Annotated in this window: 12 protein-coding genes; 2 read left to right on the top strand and 10 right to left on the bottom strand. The window is 44.7% G+C overall.

All coding sequences use genetic code 11. The features are described from left to right. Positions 1 to 2: 2 nt before the first annotated feature. From J4N25_RS15855 to J4N25_RS15900, 10 genes are all read right to left on the bottom strand, one after another. Complete coding sequence (locus J4N25_RS15855) at positions 3 to 800, bottom strand: phytanoyl-CoA dioxygenase family protein (protein ID WP_207422768.1); 798 nt, start codon at positions 798 to 800, stop codon at positions 3 to 5. A gap of 78 nt (positions 801 to 878) precedes the next feature. Then, positions 879 to 1463, bottom strand: a complete 585-nt coding sequence (gene nudK / locus J4N25_RS15860) for a GDP-mannose pyrophosphatase NudK (protein ID WP_207422769.1) — start codon at positions 1461 to 1463, stop codon at positions 879 to 881. Positions 1464 to 1477: 14 nt separating this feature from the next. Continuing rightward, on the bottom strand, positions 1478 to 2215 hold the full coding sequence (locus J4N25_RS15865) for an MBL fold metallo-hydrolase (protein ID WP_207422770.1): 738 nt from the start codon (positions 2213 to 2215) through the stop codon (positions 1478 to 1480). 209 nt (positions 2216 to 2424) lie between these two features. Further along, positions 2425 to 5217 carry a M16 family metallopeptidase gene (locus J4N25_RS15870; protein ID WP_207422771.1) on the bottom strand — a complete coding sequence of 931 codons (2793 nt, stop codon included), beginning with the start codon at positions 5215 to 5217 and terminating at the stop codon, positions 2425 to 2427. Positions 5218 to 5233: 16 nt separating this feature from the next. After that, positions 5234 to 6661: a thioredoxin-like domain-containing protein gene (locus J4N25_RS15875; RefSeq protein ID WP_207422772.1), complete on the bottom strand. Its 1428-nt coding sequence runs from the start codon at positions 6659 to 6661 to the stop codon at positions 5234 to 5236. After that, a complete protein-coding gene (locus J4N25_RS15880) occupies positions 6654 to 7853 on the bottom strand; it encodes a DUF4369 domain-containing protein (RefSeq protein ID WP_207422773.1) in 1200 nt (399 codons plus the stop codon). The genes J4N25_RS15875 and J4N25_RS15880 overlap by 8 nt, the downstream gene beginning before the upstream one ends. A gap of 27 nt (positions 7854 to 7880) precedes the next feature. Next, positions 7881 to 9335 carry a RagB/SusD family nutrient uptake outer membrane protein gene (locus tag J4N25_RS15885; protein WP_207422774.1) on the bottom strand — a complete coding sequence of 485 codons (1455 nt, stop codon included), beginning with the start codon at positions 9333 to 9335 and terminating at the stop codon, positions 7881 to 7883. Between the two features lie 23 nt (positions 9336 to 9358). After that, the gene (locus tag J4N25_RS15890; RefSeq protein ID WP_207422775.1) at positions 9359 to 12991 is read right to left on the bottom strand and encodes a SusC/RagA family TonB-linked outer membrane protein; all 3633 of its coding nucleotides are present in this window, start codon (positions 12989 to 12991) and stop codon (positions 9359 to 9361) included. 156 nt (positions 12992 to 13147) lie between these two features. Beyond that, positions 13148 to 14257, bottom strand: a complete 1110-nt coding sequence (locus J4N25_RS15895) for a FecR family protein (protein ID WP_207422776.1) — start codon at positions 14255 to 14257, stop codon at positions 13148 to 13150. 137 nt (positions 14258 to 14394) lie between these two features. Continuing rightward, complete coding sequence (locus J4N25_RS15900; protein WP_207422777.1) at positions 14395 to 14976, bottom strand: RNA polymerase sigma-70 factor; 582 nt, start codon at positions 14974 to 14976, stop codon at positions 14395 to 14397. Positions 14977 to 15111: 135 nt separating this feature from the next. Between J4N25_RS15900 and J4N25_RS15905 the strand changes: the two genes are divergently transcribed. Both J4N25_RS15905 and J4N25_RS15910 read left to right on the top strand, forming a co-directional pair. After that, positions 15112 to 16101: a carboxypeptidase-like regulatory domain-containing protein gene (locus J4N25_RS15905; protein WP_207422778.1), complete on the top strand. Its 990-nt coding sequence runs from the start codon at positions 15112 to 15114 to the stop codon at positions 16099 to 16101. After that, on the top strand, positions 16073 to 16540 hold the full coding sequence (locus J4N25_RS15910; RefSeq protein WP_207422779.1) for a PD-(D/E)XK nuclease family transposase: 468 nt from the start codon (positions 16073 to 16075) through the stop codon (positions 16538 to 16540). Before J4N25_RS15905 ends, J4N25_RS15910 begins: the two co-directional genes overlap by 29 nt. Positions 16541 to 16567: the final 27 nt, after the last annotated feature.

Consider the following 16567-nt stretch of genomic DNA (forward strand, 5'->3'; position numbering starts at 1 on the left):
CCTCAAATCCTCGCCATCATCTTATACACCAAGGTCCTCGGAGCGTACCAGACCGCAGCCTTCAATCTTCTACCCACAGTGCCTACCTGCTTTCGGGTAATAACCCGGTTAACACCATAGTTATCTGAGCCACTTACCAGCAAACATTCCGGCTTAAAAGAGTGGAATTTTATATGAGGATAATTAATATCGAGCACCGCTTTAACCTTTTGGTCGGGCCGGCAATACTGTAGCAATAGAGCGTAACGAGGCTTATCAGTAGGGTTCTGAGTAGCATGCCATAGCCTGCCTTCAAACACAAAGAACTGACCATCTTTTATTGAGAGATCCACCAGGCGAGTATCAGGATCAATTTCTCTGGCAATAGCTTCAACCTTCTCATTGTTGCTCAGGTCTTTACCCTGCAGCTTCAGATCATCAGGAGTAAAATCAAAATCTTGAGATCCGGTAATTAATGTCATAGACTTACCTGGAATAACATTTTCCAAAGCCACCCATACCGAGATTCCTTCCCACTCACTATGCTCCAGGTCGATATGCCACGACAATTTCTTCCCCGGCGCCTGCTTAATGATCTGACAACCCGAAAGGAGGATATCTTGCCCAAGGATCGGTGTGATCTGATCAATAATAGAGGGGTGACAGGCAAGGTCGGCAATAACTGGGTTGATCGTATGCCGGCCCTTTAACCAGGGGAGAAGCCGGTCTGAAAAATTCCCAAATTGCCTGATAATTTCCTTGGCCCCTGAAGAATTTAAAAGATCGAACGGCCCCCAGTACCCAGTGTGATTAGTTTTCATAGCTCATGTTCAAAGGAATAAGTGATGAGCAATGTATGAAACTTATCGGGATATTAATGCCTTATTATCAGACTATTATTATTTAAAAAAGGTATGCTTATTAATCTGCAGGTATTGAATCAACATGATCGTCTTAGCATCCCTGATCCTGCCTTCAGCAACCATTTGGACGGCTTCGTCGAACTTAAGCTCCAGGACCTCAATATTCTCCTGCTCCTCCTCCAGGCCACCACCATCAGAAACTTTCATTCCCTTACTGTACTCCGCAATGAAGAAATACAATAATTCAGTAACTGAACCAGGCGACATATAAGCCTCGAATACCTTCTGTACTTTATCAATCCGGTAACCCGTCTCTTCCTCCGTTTCCCGGCGAATGCAGTCCTCGGGCTGATCCTTGTCCAACAAGCCCGCACAAGCCTCGATCAACATTCCATCGGTATTTCCATTAATAAAAGTAGGAAGCCTGAATTGCCTGGTTAAGATCAAGGTTTCCAGTTCTGGATTATAGAGCAGGATCACTGCGCCATTGCCGCGATCATAAGCCTCGCGTGTTTGGCTGATAGTTTCGCCACTAGAAAGTGTGCTTTCGTAAGTGTACCTTCTTAAGGTATACCAATTATCAGATAAAAGGGTGTTTTCTGTTATTTTGATATCTTTCATAAGTATTAAATCTTTTAGTTCAACTGACCATATCTTCGCAGTAAGTTCCTCAGTTTATCACCGGCACCCTCATTTAACTCTCCACCGTGAAAACATAGAATTCGTTCAGCTCCGATCTTCGCCAGCTTTTCGACAGAGCTAATCGCCGCGGGAAGATCAAGAGTATACTCAGGATTGGCAATGTCTGGTTCCCCATCTCCAATCACCACGGCATCTCCGGCAATAACGGTATTGCTCGGATGATGAAAAAGAGAAAGATGACCAGGGGTATGACCAGGCGTTTCAATAATAAGCAGATCAGGCCATGGACTTTCACCTTCAGAAAGAAAGCCATCTACTTTTGCTGCTTCAATACTCTCCAGCGTTTTCTGAAACTCCAGTGCATAAACTTTTTGCTGTTCATCAAGGGTTTCAAACAAAGCTTCAGCCTGTACTAATCGCGGAGCTCTTTCTCTTCCTTCAATAAAGGCTGCCTCAATAGCTGAAGAGTACACCTTTATCCAGGGATACCGGCACCTGATCCTCGAAAGCGATCCCACATGATCCAGGTCATGATGGGTAATTACAATAGCCGTAATTTCAGACATCGAGAAACCAGTCTCCTGAACAGCATTTTCAATCTTAGTAAGAAAACCCGGGTAACCGCAGTCAATCAAAATAAGATCCTGACCGCATTTAACTAAACTAGGGTAGATAATTTGTTTGCCTTGCTGCCCCTCGTATTTGAGGGCTAAACTGAATATTTGTGACACTATAGATTTTGCTTACACCCTTAACGTAAGCCCTGGCTGGTTTGTAACAGCTTTGTTTGCTAAATAGCATAAGCGATTACTTATCAGATGAATAAAAGTAATTTTGGAAAGCCATACCTACACATTAATCATCTTCATATTAGCTCCGATAGATGCGGAACAGATTCCCAGTCCTGATAATCATCCGATCACCAGGACTGGAAATTATCTTAAACACCCTTCTCCGGCAGTAATATAAAGCGGATAAAGTTTCCATTATCCAGATACTGCTTCGCTGCTGATTTCAATTGGGAAAGCGAAAGCTCGTTTAAAAGTCTCTCTGAGACCATCACATCCAGCAGGTTCTCCTGGTTCTCACTTTGCCGTGAAAGGTAGCTCAGCCAGAAACCATTATTCTTCAGGGCAAGCTCCGAACTTTTACGGTACGATGCCTTAAACTTCTCAACATCTTCAGCCTTCGGACCTTCCATGGCAAGCTTCTTAAGCTCTCTTTGTACAATTTCGATAAGATGATCGGTGTTGGCAGGACTACATCCAAAGGTGATCATCATGCCGAACCTTCCTGTAGGAAGTTTAGAATAAGTGGTCCTTACAGAGGGATTGTACACTTCGCTTTCCTTTTCCCTCAGCTCCTCCAATAGCCTTAACTGCACAACTTCCTGCAAAGCCTCCAGTGCCAATCTGTTTTGGGCATTCACCATCATATCCCCGCTTAATACCAAACGTACACTTGCCTTATTCTCCGTTCCCTTCAGCACCTTTTTAGTGATGTTTCCTTCGGGTGTTTTGGTATTGTGGTCCATAGCCTTTCTACCTCCAGACCGTACCGGTAACGAACCTAGGTATTGTTCCAGAAGGGGAATAATCGCCTCTGTATTGAAGTTTCCGACAAAAACAAAGGTGAAAGCTGATGCGTCAGAATAAAGGTCCCTATAATCGTTCATTACCTGATTGATTTTTACCCGCTCCAACTCTTCCGGTTTCGGAGGAAGTGCTCTCCCACTGAAATTATTCAGCACAAAAGCCATTGTATCTGCAAATACGTTTTCGGGACTAAGAGCTCGCACAGATAAAGCCTCCCGCGTTTTCCTTAGCATGGAATTGAACTGAGCGCTATCCGCCCTTGGCCGAGTAAATTGCAAATGCACAATCTGGAGCGCCGTAGCCAGGTCCGAAGGGGAAGCCATACCTTGAATCCCGTGCGATCTTTCTCCTACGTATGGCGAGGCATTAACTATTTTTCCATTCAATATCCTTGAAAGGTCAATAGGAGAGAAGCCTGCCAGTCCCATTCCCGGGACAGAACGAATAAAGTTGGCATGAAGAATTTCCTCATCCTTGAATGCAGAGATCCCTCCCGGGGCAAAGGCGTAGAAAGCAACCTCGTCATTCTGGAAATTAGTAGGCTTTAGCAGCACCTTAATCCCATTGCTTAAGGTGAGTTTCGTCAATTCCAATTGCTTTATTTCTTCCCGGTGCTTCACTTTCCCCGGGGCAGGTAATTCAGAAATAAGGCTGGCAGTAACCGCATTTTCGGATGGAGCCGACAAAGGCTGGGCCGCTAAAGTAGCGATTGTCCCCGTCACCGCAGCTTCATCTGGTAATAATTCAGATGCCTTTGCTGGGCCTAACACCAGGAAATCCCTGTTCGTATCTTTGATATAGGATGCACCCAGCTCCTTCAATTCCTGAAGGCTTATCGACGGCAATACCTGCTTCACAAACTGATATTCCCATTCCAGGCTCGGGATAGCCTCTTGATTAAGATAATTGTCTTTGCAGGCCTGCAGCAATCCTGAAGAACTACGATGTTCCTGGTCTTTAACTGCACTTTCCATACTACGCAAAAATTGGTTCCTCGCCCGATTAAGTTCACTCTGCGAAAATCCAAACCGTTTAACCTGCTCTATGGTCAGCCAGCTTTCTTTAAACGCTTGGTCCAATTTAGATTCATGGGCAGAGACCGTGAACGAAAACATATTAAGTCCCCCAAGGAAGGGCTCCACTGAAGCGCTGAAGGAATTGTACGCTGCATTCGGATTTTGATACCTGCTTTCCTTTATCCTGGTAGAAAGCATGCCATTGAATAGTTGCAATTTCAAATGAGCCACATAGTCTTCCTGCGTTACCACCTTTCGTCCAGGATGCTTGATCATTACCTGAATTTCAGCACCAGCCTTTTCCACATCCGTCACTTTCATGTACTGATTTTTCCCGGTTAAAGCAATACTGTGCCTCGTTCTGATTTTAGGAGTACCCGCTTTGGGGAGGTCTGAGAAAAGTGTTTTGATAATTTTTTCGACCTGTGCTACGTCAATATCACCCACCACGATCAGGGCCTGAAGGTCGGGCCGGTACCAGTCCGAATGGAAGCGTTTTAACTGTGCAGGCGTTAATTCCGATATCACTTTTTCCGTTCCAATAGGTAATCTTTCGGCATAAAGCGACTTGTTGAACAGCATCGGGAGGTATTGATTGCTCATACGCTCCTGCACGCCCATTTTCAGTCTCTTTTCTTCCAGTACAACGCCCTTTTCCTGTTCAACCTCCTTAGCATCAAAGGTTGCCTCATTTGCCCAGTCGCGCATTATTCTCATTCCTTTCATTAGCATGGAAGGATCTTTTAAGGGAAGCGGCAGCTCGTAAACCGTTTCATCAAAGCTCGTATGAGCGTTAAGATCCGCGCCGAACCGCACCCCCGATTTCTGCAATTGGGTTACCATGCTGTTTCCCGGGAAATGAGTAGTACCGTTAAAGTTCATATGCTCCATAAAATGAGCAATACCTCTCTGATTCTCCTCTTCAAGGATAGAACCCACGTCGTTAACCAGCTGAAGGTGCACACTCTTTTCAGGAAACTTATTCTTTTGAATATAATAACTGAACCCGTTCGGCAAACGCCCCTTTTTGATAGAAGGGTCGGCGGGTATGCTTTGTGCAAATGTTGGGCTTCCTGCTGCCGCCATTAGGGCCAGCAGGCTTAGTATCGTTCTTAAATTCATAGTTTTTTTTCTCACACTAAATCTTTTCTCCAACCCGCAACCGTAAGTATTTTTCGTATTGATCCTTCTTTAAAGCAAACCTCAGAAAGCCCAATTGCTTCTCCTCAACCTTCCGGTAGGCTTCCTGCTTCTCTTTCAAGCTTGCTTTTTTCTTGTAGATCTCCTGCAATTCCTTGTAGTTAGCCGGGAGAGACCATGCTATCTTTCCTTTTTGATATTCCTTCAAATCGAGGTTCTCCTCCAGGCCCTTCATATACCTGCTTGTATATTGCTCCAGGGTCATGCCCTTTAATAAGGCGGAGTACTTGGCATTCAAGTCGCGGGAGGTGATTTTCGCAACCAGGCCTTGCTCTTCTTCCGAAGGTCTTGCCCAATGCTCCTCACTTTCAGTAGCAGCAGTGGCGGTACTTTCCGTAGGTGCCCCCATCAGATCCTTAAGCCGTTGCTCCAATTCCTCATGCTGAAGCGCAAGTGCCACGATCTCTCCGTTTTGGTTAAACAATGCCAGATAGGGAATTCCGTTAAATCGATACTTTTCCATTACTTCCCTGCCCCCGTCTTCAGTACGTCCCTGAGCCCAGGGCATGTTTTCCTCCGCCACAGATTTCTTCCACATGTCATCCTTACGATCGAGTGAGACAGCCAGGATTCCCAGTCCTTTATCCTTATACTGAGCATAGAGCTTTTTTATTCCCGGTATACCCTCGCGGCAGGGAATGCAGTATGTCCCCCAAAAATCTACTAGTGTGTATTTAGCTTTTCCAAGAACGTTTCGAAAGGATTGGCTTTGCCCCTCAAGGGTAAGGAAGCGGAAGTCGGTAGCTGCCTGGCCAGGATCCAGCCGAGTGAATTCTGCAATGAACTCCTGTACTGCAGGGTTGTCTGGGTGACTTGCTTTCAAACCCTTTACAATTCCCGATACCAAGGCTTTGTCCTCTTCGCGATTTAAAAGTTGCAAAACGCAGATTACAGAGGGTATCTCAGCATTTTGTTCAGCAAGCGAGCGTAATGAATTGTAGTAATCAGGACCTGCCTTACGCCTTATTGAATCCGGCACACCGCCCGACATTGACGATTGGTACTTAAGCTTTGCCTTGTTCAGCGCGTTAAGCAGCTTATTCTCTGTTCCGCCGCCCTTTATCTCCGGCAAGCCATCCGGCTGATAAGTGATCTCGAGATTGTCATTGCCCAGCCAAATAGTATAGGACTGCTCATTATTTAGGGCCATAAGCCTGGCACTCGGCCTATTAACCATAAAAGTTTTAGAAAAGGACCCATTAGGGTTTATCCTGGTAGAATCTGCAGGTCTGGAAGCCCGTTCCTGCTTTTCAAAAAAATAAATCTGTCCCTTGCTTCCTTTACCCGCATTTCCGCGCACAAGCACCGACTTTTGCGCATAGGCAAGTGAGGGGAGTAAGAATAGAAGGCAAATAATCTTATTCATGTTCTTTATTTTTAATAGGATGCAGCAGCAAACCGCGTATCCTGTCTGCAATTTTTTGATCTATTTTAAGGTTCCTGGCAAGGATAATTCCCTCACTGTTAATGAGCCATGCCTGCGGAATCGTGATCGGACTTAGATCCCAGGTCTTCGCGAAACTGCCAACACCACGCATTCTCTGAAAATCCATTCCCTGGACGTCATAAACACTCAGCCATTTGATAGACTCGCGTTCCAATATCTGTTTGAACATAGCCTCGTCTGCGCCGAAACTAACAGCAAGAACGCTCAAACTGTCCTTACCCAGCTCTTCCCATGCCTTGTTAATATTGCTTTTAAAGGCCGGGAAATTTGGCATGCTACGTGTCCAGAACACAAGCAAAACATTCTTTCCCTGCAGGGAAGAAAGGCTCACAGGCCGGCCATCCACATCAGGAAGATTGAAATCCGGAGCCTTATTGCCTGGTTCAAGCCTTTTAGCTGTTGCAATTCTTTCAGCCATCTTCCGACCCAGGAAAGACCCTCTCAATTTCTTGCTGAAATGCTTAAACTCCTGTTCAACCAGCGGAAGCTCTATAATGAAAGGTCCCCTCTTTTGATAAAAGATATTAAAGGCTGCATAGCTATCAGGATGTTCAACTACGAAAACACTATCGGTTTCTTTTTTCTTCTTTAAGATAGGGTTCACCTTCAGCATCAAAGACTTCGCACCTGCCGTGTCGCGTTCCGACTGGTATTTCATATACAATTTCTCGTACGGCGCTAACTGGCTGTCCAGTTTCGCCTGCAGATTGTTGATCCTCTCCAGTAAGATCTGATTTTTGCTACCAGTGATAGTGGCTGTTTTTACTCCAGCGCTACTTTTAAAACGGATATCCGAAGGTTCGAGGTAAAACTCGACAGCATCGCGGTTCATGTACTCCTCATAGGTAACTCTCCGGTTATAGGTCGGATTGATCTCCAGGGTAGCCAATACAGGCTCTTTTACTTTGCCTTTAAATACAAAGGTCCCTTGTTGCAGCTGCATTGAATCAACTACCCTAACACTGTCGTTAAAATAGCTTAGCCGGATAAGGCCTGATCTTTCTTTCGATAATTCTCCACTGATCGTGAATGATTTTTGAGCATAAAGAGCTCCACCTGCTATCGTAAACACGATAGCAAGCAGGCCTTTTTTCCATAAATTCCTGAACATTTCTTGAGTTTATTAGAATGAAGTCATCTAAGGGTTATTCTCCATTCCAGGGTTTGAAACCATAATATTAGCAGGTAAACGAAGCACCAAGCGGTCCGGCTGCCTGAGGGTAAAAATGGTAGGATCGCCCGCAGTTGACGGATAAACTTTATGGGTAAATGTTATCCCCTGAAAAATAGGATCAACAGACATACGCCTCATATCGAACCAGCGGTATCCTTCAGCTGCAAATTCCCTTACACGCTCATCAAAAATGAATCGTATAAGCGCGTTCTGATTACCCGCTATCGTTGCAGGTACCTTTGCATCTGCCACCGGCATCCTTTTCGCCCTGAAAGCTTCCAGGTCCGAAACTGCAGCATCCAGACGGTTTAACCGTGCACGGCATTCCGCCAAAAGCAGGTATACTTCCGGCAGTCCCACACCAAACTTACTATAGGAAACTCCATACTTGCGTAATCTTCCCTGCGGATTCGGCAAACCTGTACTGTAAGTGGGGCTGTAAAACTTCAACCTCAGGTCGGAAGGGGAGTAGAGGGCAGCAGTTTCGGGACTAATAATGATACCGCTGTTGCCAAAAGCAAAAGGATTCCCGAAGGTCTTTGCCAGTACGGATTCCGTAAAATCATTATAGTTATTGCCAGGAGAGGTAGGGCCATTATTTGCAATAGGCAAAAAGGCGCCACCCGGAGCAAAGGTTACATTGTAATCGTACAGCCTGGCAGGACTGGCAGAGTTTGCATTATTCTTCAAGGCTGATTCCAGCAATGGCAGGGCAAGATCAGGTTTTCCCATGAATAGGTAAACCTTACCTAATAGTGCCTGAGCAGCAGGTTTAGAAAAGCGCGTCTTCATTACGTTCTCCATCGGCAGATTTTCAATAGCCGCAAGCAGGTCTGCAATAATGAAGTCGTATGTTCCCTGAACAGTCCCGCGACTAAAAAACGTCTCCATTGCGTCGGCCTCAGTAATGATAGGAAAGCCAGGATCGGTACTCGCAGTTGCTGCATTATAAGGCTTCGCATAAAAGTTAACCAGCTGAAAATAGATCCAGGCGCGGTTAGCCAGAGCTTCTGCCTGTAACGACTTTTTCCGCTGCTCTGTCCCTCCGGTTGAGCTCATTACGTCATTGATCACCAAATTGCAGGTATAAATTTGAGGTAAAAAGCTTCGCAAATCAGAAGGAACGTCCATTACCTGTTCATAGATTACATCATCCCACCTGAACAGGCGTTGTGTTTGCGGGTTGGCAGAATTGAAAAAGGTAGCTTCGGCGGCAATATCGTCGCCCATCAATACGGGCACCTGCCACCCTCCACTGTTCAGGTACTGATAAAAGGTGCTATTGTTCATCAAAAGCGCATAGTCTTCTGTTTTTTCAGCTATTTGCCTCCCTTTCGGGATCACTTCCAGAAAGTCCTTTTTGCAGGAGCTGAGGGAGGCGAAAATTAGTAAGAGACAATATATATATCGGGTTCTCATGTCTATTATTCCTAAGGTGAATCTTAAAGTGAAATGTTTGTACCAATGCTAATGGGATGCTCAAACGCCGGAGCTCTTCTTAAGCCGCTAACTAAGTCATGGTATTCCGGATCAATTCCATTCTTGTTCGCCTTCCAGATCATAAAATTGCCGGACTGAACAAACACACTTAATCCGTCAATCCTTACCTTTTGTAAAACGCTGCGCGGCATGGTATACGTAAGGGTAATATCACGCAGCTTCATATACGAAGCACTCACCACATTAATATCACCCTTTGTATAGTAGTTGATATCCCGGCGGAAATGCGCGTTTTGATCAGCCACATAAGCCGGTACATTTGTAAAAGCCTCGTCACCCGGTTGTTTCCAGCGATCGTTAAAATAGCTACTGATATTTCCGGTGAAGAGAGTAGTGGCGCCAGTAAGCCTACCGGTATAAAAGGTATTCACATCCCTTCTCATTACATGCCCCAAATTATAGATCATGTTGGCCGATAAACTAAAGGCTTTAAACCTGAAGGTATTGGAAACTCCACCGCTGTATACAGGGATCACTGTCCCCTGGAAAGCAACATCATCACCCACAGCTACCGACATTCGTTTAGTAACCGTACCATCAGCCAGTCTGATCGTCGGATCTCCCAAATTATCCAGCCCGGCATACTGATAAGCAAATAACGGATACATACTGTAGCCCGGGAAGTAGTTAGTCATTACCTTGCTGGCCCCCTGGTTCAGAAAAGGACTAATCGTGCCATAATTCACCAGTTTATTCTTATTGCGGCTCATGGTAATATTGGTAGCCCATTCGAAATTAGCAGAACGCAGGTTGGTAGTCCGCAAACTGAATTCAATCCCCTTGTTCGTCAGCTCTCCCAGGTTCCCGGTAACTGAATTAAAGCCCGTAAAAGGATTCAGAACAGAAGAGCCGAGCAGGTTGGTTGTCTTTTTACGGTAATGATCAAAGCTGAAATTGATGCGGTTATTCAACACGGCCAGATCAAATCCAAGGTTCTTTGTACGCGTGATCTCCCAGAGAAGACGGTTATTCGCGGGACTTTGAACGGTCAGCGCTGTTCCACCTATATTTTGCCCGAACTCGGCATTAAGGATATTGTAGTTAGAACCAGCGGCAGAATAAGGCGAGTTTCCGGCAATACCGTAAGTTCCGCGAAGAGCCAGGTTATTCAGCCATTTTACATCATTCAAGAAGCCCTCCCTTGAAGCGTTCCATTTTCCACCAATGCTCCAGGCAGGCTTGTTTTGAGTAGATTTATCCCGACCAAACAAGTTACTGTGATCTACCCTCCAGCTACCATCAATCACATACTTATGGTTGAAGCTGAAGCTACCAAGGGCGAACCACGACCTGAAGCGCTGTAACTCTTCTTGCTTGAAGAAGGGACTCTCGCTGAAAAATCCTCTTACTACCGAGTTCAAGCCGTTCCGGTTCAAGGTATAATCCATCATGGCATAACTTTGCAGTGCTGGATTATAACCACGCACGGTCGATCCATTGGTAATACTAAACTGTTCCTGAATTTCCTGTCCGCCCTGTAGCGTTAAATAATCTTTTCCCTTTCTTAAAGCCTGGTTAAATACCAACTGATTCCTTACCGTCCAATTGCGCTGGTCAACAGTGCTGGTGGAGAATTTTCCTCCCTCGGATGGAAGATAATACACAGGAGTAGAGCCAGCTGTAGGAGCAACAGTCATCGTTAGCAGTTCCCTTCGCATCCTGTAAGACTGCATATCGTCGTAACTACTGGATGTGGTAGGCGACTTTTGATAGCCGTAGGTCCCTTTAAAACTTAGCCCTTTCCAGATATCCACAGAAGCAGTAGCATTTAGCTGTACCGATAAACTGTTAGATTTCGTATTCCCGTAGTTCAGCTCGTCAAGAGGCACATAGTTCAAATTGATACGACTACGGTTTTGATAGTCCAGCCTTAACGCTTCCGACCAGCCTGTCAGGTAATTCATCGGTATAGAATTTCCGTTCTCATCCTGGAACAACTGATAGGGAAGAAAAGAATTATCGATAGCAATTGGCCTCAAAGCCGAGCTGATAGAATTGCTAAGGATCGAATTTACCGCAATCTTCACTCGTTTGCCAGGATTGATATTCTGACTGAAGTTTAATCTGTACGTATCGTTCTTGTCGCCAGGCCTGTTCGTTTGTGTGTTGTTGTAGGATAAAGATCCGTAGAAGGAATACCGGTCATTGCCTCCGGAGGCAGAAAGCGTTTGGTTAGAGCTGATGGCGTTGCGGTACAAAAGATCACTAATCTGACCCTTATTGCTGATAGAAGAAAGACTGTCTAAGCCTGCGTTCACCCGAGCCTGAGAAAGACCAGAGGGATTGTACAGGAACCACTCGTGCGGGGTAAGTACCGAGTTGGATAGCGATGCCAGAGGATAGCTCTGCGGACTAAAGATCTCCCTTGCTGCGCGAATATAGTCGCTGCTGCTTAGAACAGGTATGTAATCAAAATCAGGTTTTCCCTGGAAATTCACAAAGCTGTTGTAGCCTATCTTGAGTTTTCCGTTTTTGTTCCCTTTTTTGGTAGTGATAACAATTACACCATTAGCTGCCCTCGAGCCCCATATTGCTGCAGCAGCAGCATCCTTAAGCACGGTAATATCGGCAACATCATCCGGGTTAAGGGTGGAAATATCGGGAACGATCACATTGTTTACCACAAAAAGCGGATCCGGGTTCAGCTGAATACTACTAGTCCCCCGCACGATCCCCTGGTTCGGAGTTGAGCTACCATTACGTTGGCTAATAGTAACACGAGGCCCCTGCACAATCGTAAGTCCCGGAATAAGCCCTTCCAAACGCGTCAGTACATTCACCGTACCTGTACGGTTTTTAAACACCTCCATGTCAGGCTTTGAATAACTTCCCGTAGCACGTTCCCTGTTTATTTCCTGGAAGCCGTTATTGACAATAGTTACCTCCTTCAAAACCTCCGGATTAACGCTCATCATCACCCGTACATAGCTAGCAACAGGTATCTCTCGGGTGGCGTAACCGATATAGCTTACAATAAGAATGCTACCCTCTTCCACACTTCCGAAAAAGAACTCGCCGTTATTGTCGGTGGCGAAGGCTGCAGAGCCTCCTTTTATCCGTACAACAGCTCCCGCCAGGGGTCTTCCCAAACTGTCAATCACTCTTCCCCGTACACTGATAGGTAGTGTTAATGCATCCTTGATCTTGTCGAGCAGCGATTCCTCTTTCTGGCTGATAATGATCGTTTTATTAACAATAGAATATTTAAGCGGCTGACAATTGAAAACTTTATCCAAAACGTCTTTAAGCTCTGCATTCTTTACATCCAGACTTACCGGCCGGGCATCTTTTACCAGGGCGCGGGAAACAAAGAAATCATAGCCACTCTGTTCACTGATCTGATCGAACACTGTTATTAAAGCTGCCTCTTTTTCGGAAATGGATATTTTCTGGGCAAAGGACCTTGCAGATATCTGCAATATGGCACAGACTAACAGAAAAGTTGTAAGGTAAAACCGCATAAGAATTCTCCTTCTGGTTGCCGGATCCAGCCGTAGTTGCGAGCAGGATGCCAGGCGAAATTTTGGAAAAGAGGCTCCCCGCCCCTCTAAAAAATCAGGGTAAAAACTGTACATTTGTTAAGCATGGATTTTTTCCTGCTGCCTTACATTTTCCGATGGGCGGGCAACAGGATGTCAGAAATTTATTTAATAAGTGCTGGATCCATTTTAGAGTCAGGATAACGATTGCCCTCGTCGTCCTGGCTTTTTAGGATCACCTGTATGAACGAGCTAATTCATCACGGTAACCCTCCTTCCTTCCACTTTGAAGTGAACTTTGCCGGCACTTTCAATCACTTTAAGTACCTCAGTTAATTTCCTGTTCCGTGAAATTCTGCCATCAAAGGTCTCCGCGGTGATCTTGCCCTGGTATTCAACCGTCACATTATACCAGCGGGCGATCTCTCTCATGATAGTACGGATATCCTTACCATTAAATTTGAAATACCCATTCTTCCAGGCCGTCACCTCGTCCAGGTTGACTTTCTCCAGCTCAAGGTCCGTATCAGAAAGTATAGCCTGCTGTCCAGGAACCAATATTCTCGATCCCTTATCCGTGCTCAGCTTTACCGATCCCTCCAGAAGGGTGGTATGTAGAGCCGGTTCGTCTTTATATCCACTAATGTTGAAATGGGTACCCAGCACTTCAACCATTTGCTTTCCCGAATTCACGAAGAAGTGCTGCTTCATATTTTTGACTACCTCAAAGTAGGCTTCACCTTGCAGCTCCACTTTTCTTCCATTGCCAAACGATGCAGGGAATTTCAGCGAGCTCGAGGCATTCAACCAGACTTTGGTCCCATCAGGAAGTACTACCTGATACTGGCCTCCGGCAGGAGTGCTTATGGTATTGAAGCCTGTGTTACTAGAACTTCCTCCCTCCGTTACCACATAACTGATCTGCCCATCAGCAGTCTTCTTCACAGCAACATTTCCCTCGGTGGCGACAATTCCTGCAGCACTATTATCAAGCAGCACTTTACGACCGTCAGAGAGCGTAAGGATTGCTTTGTCGGCTCCAGGAGCAATGTCGTTGCGATAAACCGAAGCTGCAGGCACCTTCATAGAAATACGGTTCAGCAAAAAGTATCCACCTACACTTACAGCCAGTAGGATAGAGGCTGCTACAGCCCATCTTCTTAGAGGAACTATTTTTGGTTCCTTCACAGGCAAGCCTTTCCAGATCAGCTGCCTTTCTTCCAGCAGGTCTTCTTCAGAGAGATTTGTCTCTTCTTCCAGTCCCCATTGTGTAACCCAATTTAATAGCAGAGCTTTCTCTTCTTCAGAAGCAGTGCCTTGCCTGTATTTTATCAGTAGTTCTTTAGCCTCTATTTTTTGCATAGCTTTTCAGGATCTCAGCCTGATTTATGGATAAGACAAACTCAAATAGCCCAGGGGTTAGATGATTTTCAAAAAAAATAAAACAATTTTAAGAAAAGTGGAGGTATTGGAAGGTATTTTTAAAATAAAGTATGGTACTATCTGTAAAATAAGTAGAAAATAAGATATAAAATAAGTCCTAGGCGGGTTCTTAGGATTTTTAAAGCATTTTTTACCTGTCTTTTAACGGTTTCTTCTGAAATGTTCAATTTTTCAGCTATTTCTCGATGGCTTAGCTTCTCGTTTCTGCTCATTTCGAATACGATCCGCATTTTTAGTGGGAGGGAAGCAATCTCTTTTTCGATAATAGCGCGTAACTGCTTCTCGCGAATCAGACTATCCGTGTGTTCAGGCGCAGTATTAATGAAGCTTTGGAGGGAGTCGATGTATTTTGCTTTTATATTTTCGCGGGAAATAAAATTGAGGATCGAGTTATGTACGCAGGAATAAAGGAAGCCCCCTAAGTTGGAAACACTGTTCAGCGTTTCCCGTCGTTGCCAGATCATCGTAAAAACCTCCTGCACCACATCGCGAGCTTCCTCACGGTTCTGAAACTTCTTATAAGCGTGAATATATAATAAGCTGTTGTAACGGTTGTAAATTTCGGTATAAGCCCCTTTATCACCCGTTTTCAGCAATTCCGAAAGTTGATCATCCGAAAGCCCCCTATAAACCGCCATATTAAAGCAAAAACGAATATAAAGAAAAAATTTCGCACCCTCTATAATGTTACCTGTTCACTGACCGACTCTAGGCTGCACTGTAATATTCGAGAGCAAATTTGTACTTTAGTTATTCAACCAATATAAACTCCTATGCCTGGAAGAACCGGGATGATAATCCTAATCTATCTACTACCTTTTTGGTCATTTGCGCAAACGCTTAGAGGTACAGTTTACCGTGAAGGGACTGATAGCGTGTTGGTGGGTGCAAGTGTTTATTTTGGTGGGTCTACTGGCGGCACGATAACAAACGCACAAGGACAGTTTGCTCTGGAAGTGAAAGCCGATCCAATCCCATTAGTAATAAGTTATATCGGTTATTACTCCGTAACGATCAATAGCTACAATCCATTGCAACGGTTGAAGGTTTACCTTAAGCCGAAGCAGATAGAACTGAAGGAGGTGGCAGTAAGTTATGATGGCATGTCGCGGGAGCAGAAAATGAAGATCTTCCTCCGTGAATTTATTGGCGCATCCGAGTATGCGAAAAGTTGCGTAATTAATAATGCTGAGGACATAGATTTCAGGTATGATAAAAAAGAACGAAGGCTTAGCGCTTCATGCAACGCACCCTTGGATATAACAAATAAGAAGCTGGGCTATACAATTCAATATTTTCTGGACAGTTTCATGTATACTCCTGATCGGACCTTGTATGCAGGAAATTTTATTTTTAAAGAAGATAGTGAATCAAGAAACAATAGAAAAATCCGTCGAAACCGGGCATTAGCGTATGAAGGTTCCCGTATGCAATTTATTCGATCTCTCTGGAAGAATGATCTGGAGAAAGCCGGGTTTACCATATACAGAAAAAGGTACGAGGATATTTCTGCCGATACCATACTAGCTAGTACAAATCAGCACAAGTACCTTTTATCCGGGCAAAAAATACAGGTGCTGTATAAACAGAACCGGATGACGAGATCACAATTAACAGTGGGCGAGGATCACGCATTAATTGGCCGAAATGGTTTTTTCGATACGAGGCTTAGTTGGTCGGGAGCAATGGCAAATCAACGAATAGGAGATCTGCTCCCCTTTGAGTACGAACCCAGTGAGGGTAGCACACTTTATAAAAAGTAAGGATTTAAGTAATTTTGTAAAAGAAGAATCCGAACTATTAGGCAACCGGGACAAATGGATGTACATGCTTAAACATATGAGTAAGCTGGATAAAATACCGGCAATACTCAATCAGAGGATCTTTAAGAAGATTTTCCAAATATCGGAAGTATCTAAGCTCACAAAGGAGGAACGTATGGAATACGAATCAAGTTTAAAAGCCCGTTGGGATTACGAGAATGCCATAGCTTATACCGAGCAGGTAGCAAGGGAAGAAGAACGTGCCATTGCGGAAGCTAAACTAACGGAAGAAAGAGCTAAAGCTGAAGCGGACAAAGAAGAAGCTGTAAAGAAAGAAAGAACTATAGCCTTGGCGGCAATAAGGCAACTTAAGAAAACCGGAATGTCTAATGCTGAAATTGCCAAAGAAATAGGCATCTCTGAAAGCGAAGTAGAATAGGCATAATAGCATTCCTATCCGTAGAGC

It is taken from the genome of Desertivirga brevis, from assembly GCF_017355835.1.

Excerpts from the sequence above, each read along its gene's own strand:
- J4N25_RS15855 (WP_207422768.1), bottom strand. The coding sequence starts at position 800 with ATGAAAACTAATCACACTGGGTACTGGGGGCCGTTCGATCTTTTAAAT.
- nudK (WP_207422769.1), bottom strand. The coding sequence starts at position 1,463 with ATGAAAGATATCAAAATAACAGAAAACACCCTTTTATCTGATAATTGG.
- J4N25_RS15870 (WP_207422771.1), bottom strand. The coding sequence starts at position 5,217 with ATGAATTTAAGAACGATACTAAGCCTGCTGGCCCTAATGGCGGCAGCA.
- J4N25_RS15875 (WP_207422772.1), bottom strand. The coding sequence starts at position 6,661 with ATGAATAAGATTATTTGCCTTCTATTCTTACTCCCCTCACTTGCCTAT.
- J4N25_RS15880 (WP_207422773.1), bottom strand. The coding sequence starts at position 7,853 with ATGTTCAGGAATTTATGGAAAAAAGGCCTGCTTGCTATCGTGTTTACG.
- J4N25_RS15885 (WP_207422774.1), bottom strand. The coding sequence starts at position 9,335 with ATGAGAACCCGATATATATATTGTCTCTTACTAATTTTCGCCTCCCTC.
- J4N25_RS15890 (WP_207422775.1), bottom strand. The coding sequence starts at position 12,991 with ATGTACAGTTTTTACCCTGATTTTTTAGAGGGGCGGGGAGCCTCTTTT.
- J4N25_RS15895 (WP_207422776.1), bottom strand. The coding sequence starts at position 14,257 with ATGCAAAAAATAGAGGCTAAAGAACTACTGATAAAATACAGGCAAGGC.
- J4N25_RS15900 (WP_207422777.1), bottom strand. The coding sequence starts at position 14,976 with ATGGCGGTTTATAGGGGGCTTTCGGATGATCAACTTTCGGAATTGCTG.
- J4N25_RS15905 (WP_207422778.1), top strand. The coding sequence starts at position 15,112 with ATGCCTGGAAGAACCGGGATGATAATCCTAATCTATCTACTACCTTTT.